4 protein-coding genes are annotated in these 3,342 nt (G+C 40.0%); 1 reads left to right on the forward strand and 3 read right to left on the reverse strand.

What is annotated here, in order from left to right:
- The 3 genes from thrS to AB5Z52_RS16310 form a co-directional block, all read right to left on the reverse strand.
- A partial coding sequence (thrS, locus tag AB5Z52_RS16300; RefSeq protein WP_368267029.1) for a threonine--tRNA ligase occupies positions 1-1,505 on the reverse strand: 1,505 nt, incomplete at its 3' end.
- A gap of 322 nt (positions 1,506-1,827) precedes the next feature.
- Positions 1,828-2,004: a 2-hydroxymuconate tautomerase gene (locus AB5Z52_RS16305; RefSeq protein ID WP_005471289.1), complete on the reverse strand. Its 177-nt coding sequence runs from the start codon at positions 2,002-2,004 to the stop codon at positions 1,828-1,830.
- A 125-nt stretch (positions 2,005-2,129) separates the two neighbouring features.
- Entirely contained in the window at positions 2,130-2,993 is an 864-nt protein-coding gene (locus tag AB5Z52_RS16310) for an aminoglycoside 6-adenylyltransferase (RefSeq protein ID WP_034704324.1), read from the reverse strand.
- 136 nt (positions 2,994-3,129) lie between these two features.
- Here AB5Z52_RS16310 and AB5Z52_RS16315 point away from each other — a divergent pair.
- The coding region (locus AB5Z52_RS16315; protein WP_368267031.1) for a hypothetical protein at positions 3,130-3,342 on the forward strand (213 nt) is incomplete at its 3' end.

Consider the following 3,342-nt stretch of genomic DNA (forward strand, 5'->3'; position numbering starts at 1 on the left):
GTTAAGTCGAAACGTTCTGGTAATAAGAAATCTAATTGGATCGTGGAAAGCGTTTCTTCCATGCCCAAAGCAGTTTTTACTTGAACGTCTAATTTTGGACCATAGAACGCTGCTTCCCCTTCTGCTTCGAAATAATCCAAATTCAATTCATCCATCGCTGCTTTCAGCATGGTTTGGGCATTTTCCCACATCGCATCATCATCAAAGTATTTATCTTTGTTTTCTGGATCACGATAGCTTAAACGGAAGCGGTAATCTGTTACATTGAAATCTTTATAGACTTCAACCATCAAATCCAAAGTCCGTTTGAATTCATCTTTGATTTGATCAGGACGAACAAATGTATGTCCATCATTTAGAGTCATTTCCCGAACCCGTTGCAACCCAGAAAGAGCGCCAGATTTTTCGTAACGGTGCATCATCCCTAATTCAGCGATTCGAATCGGCAATTCACGATAAGAGTGAATATCGTTTTTGTAGACCATCATATGATGAGGGCAATTCATTGGACGAAGAACGAGCATTTCCCCATCTCCCATGTCCATTGGCGGAAACATATCTTCATGATAATGATCCCAGTGTCCTGAAGTCTTATAAAGGTCAACATTGGCCATGATTGGTGTATAAACGTGTTGGTAACCCAAGCTTACTTCTTTATCCACGATGTAGCGCTCAATGGTACGACGAATGGTTGCACCTTTTGGCAACCAAAATGGTAGACCAGCACCAACTTCTGGAGAGAGCATGAATAAGTCTAACTCTTTCCCTAGCTTGCGGTGATCCCGCTCTTTGGCTTCTTCTCGTAAACGAATGAATTCTTTCAACTCTTTTTTGTCAAAGAACGCTGTTCCATAGACCCGTTGCATCATTTGGTTATTTGAATTTCCACGCCAGTAAGCTCCTGCCACAGATAAAAGTTTGAACACTTGAATCCGTCCTGTTGATGGCACGTGAGGCCCGCGACATAGATCAACAAACTCTCCTTGTTGATAGGCAGTAATCGTTTCATCTTCTGGTAGTTCACTGATCAATTCTACTTTATATGGATCTTCAGCAAATAGTTCTAAAGCTTCTTTTTTCGATAATACACGACGTTCGATCGGTAGATTTTCTTTAACGATTTTCATCATTTCTGCTTCAATTGCTGGTAAATCTTCGGCAGTTACAGGGCTTTCTCCATTATCTGTATCATAATAGAATCCTGTATCGATAGCTGGTCCCACGCCAAAATGAATGTTTGGATAAAGGCGACGCATCGCCTGAGCCATTAAGTGAGCTGCTGAATGGCGAACCAAGCCTAAAGCATCCTCATGATCCGGTGTGACGATTTCGATTTGTGCATCCTCTTCAATCCCTCGATCAAGATCAATCAACCGACCATTGACCTTTCCTGCTAAGGCTTTTTTCGCTAAACTTTTAGAGATTCCTTCAGCAATTTCTTTTGTTGTGATGCCAACTGCAAATTCTTTTTTCGCCCCATCTGGGAATGTAATTGTTAGTGTCATTTGTTTTCCCCCTACTGATTTATTTGATCAATGAATGATTCGAACCAAAAAAAGTCCTAGTATCAGATAACGATACTAGGACGAAGATTTCGTGGTTCCACCTAATTTCAAATACAACAACGCTGTATTTCTTTGACGGGATAACGGTACGACCGCCTTTGTTTCAACAAAGGTTTGAAAAAGTGGTCATCCATTGGTTTTCTTCCAGGAAATTTTCAGCCGTGATTTCCCTCTCTTATCGAAGACTCTCAAATTCAGGTGTCTTTTTCATCAATCAATTATGGCTTCATTTAACCACTATCTGCTTAAAAAATCAAGTAAATTATTTCCAATCACCATTAACTGCATACTGTCCTTTTTTCATTTCGTTGATAATGACATGAATATGTTCTTTAGGTGCCCCAGTATTTTTGTGGACTGCTTCAGTAATTTCTTTCATCATATTGGTCAATTGTTCTTGCGATCGGCCTTCTACTAATTCTACATGAATAAATGGCATAGTCATCACTCCTCTGTTCATTAGTATACGCTTCTTAATTATGCTCTGCAATAACCTGCTCTATTATCGAATGACTGTCCCTTATCAAGAATAAGCGTTTCTGACAATCTAAAGATTCTTCCATTTCATTTGGCTGGATCTTCACGCCATTTTCTCGAATGCCATTTTTGAACATACTTCATCACCTTACTGGCCTCCTCTTCATGGTACAAAAATTGATGTTGTCTGCTTACATAACGAGCAATCTCATCAAATAGTTGAACGATTTTCCATAAGGATTCGCCGCAAGTTTCAACAGATGAAAAACAAAGTGCCGTCAACCGCTCATACTCTTCTTCTGATAAATAATTTTGAAGATATTTATGGTTCTTTCCGGTACTGAGACGATAGTCTGCTTGATGCGCTAGATACCAGTCATATTGCCGAAGCAACTCTTGCCAGCAAATTTGGTACAAATGGTCGGCGGCATAGAAAAGCTGATTTCTGACAAGCCCTTTGACGACATAAGTCGCTACCCACCAAAATTCGTTACAACTGTCATGAAACGATTTTTCTGTCGGTGGTTTAATCCAAAAGATAGAGGCATCAGGAACTGTCATTCCCTGCAGAAATTCTTTTGGATCATAGAGACGCTCAAGAAAGGGTTCAGCTTGCAACAAATGGATCAATTCAACCGGGCAAAGCATCAAGTCTATGCGATTGCCATCTTCAAAATGCATCAAGAATGTAAAACGTCCTCCCAAAGAGGGTTGCGAAAGCACAGAACTTTCTGGAGTCTGCATGATCATGATCTGTCCGAATTCTTCCAGCCAGCTAGGTTCTGCTATTAGTTCTTGCATATTGTCAACAATATAAACGATATCATAATCTTGAAACCGATCGCTTATTGCATTAGGTTCTCGCCGGGACCCAGAGATTGCGATTGCTTGGACACCTATTTTTTGACCAACTCGTAAAATCACTGCTAGCATTTCAGCTTCATTCCGCACAGCTATCCTCCCTTTCTTTGATCAAATTGATCTCAAAAGCATACTTAAATTTTACCATAGAACGATTTTTCAGACGACATTCGCAAAGATTATATGCTATAATTTTATGTCGCAATTTTTTTAAGGAGGATTCCTTGTGAACGAACGTCAAAAAGAACAACTACATGTCGATGATACGATCGCATTGATTCGAAGAGAACAAATGGTCTTAGCGCAGCAAAAAGCGGACTTGGCTACAAAAATGGAGGATCAGTTAAAAGAGATTTCCGAAAAGAAGATTCGTGGTGGTGACAGCGAAGCTTTTTACGAATCTGTTGTTGAATATCAGCAACACGAGCAAGAATTGCTG

The sequence above is a fragment of the Enterococcus sp. RTP21361st1_A6_RTP21361_211029 genome (genome assembly GCF_040910045.1).
GTDB classification, from domain to species: domain Bacteria; phylum Bacillota; class Bacilli; order Lactobacillales; family Enterococcaceae; genus Enterococcus_D; species Enterococcus_D gallinarum.

What these genes read in the sequence shown, in the direction of transcription:
- AB5Z52_RS16305 (WP_005471289.1), bottom strand. Translation starts at nt 2,004, where the DNA reads ATGCCATTTATTCATGTAGAATTAGTAGAAGGCCGATCGCAAGAACAA.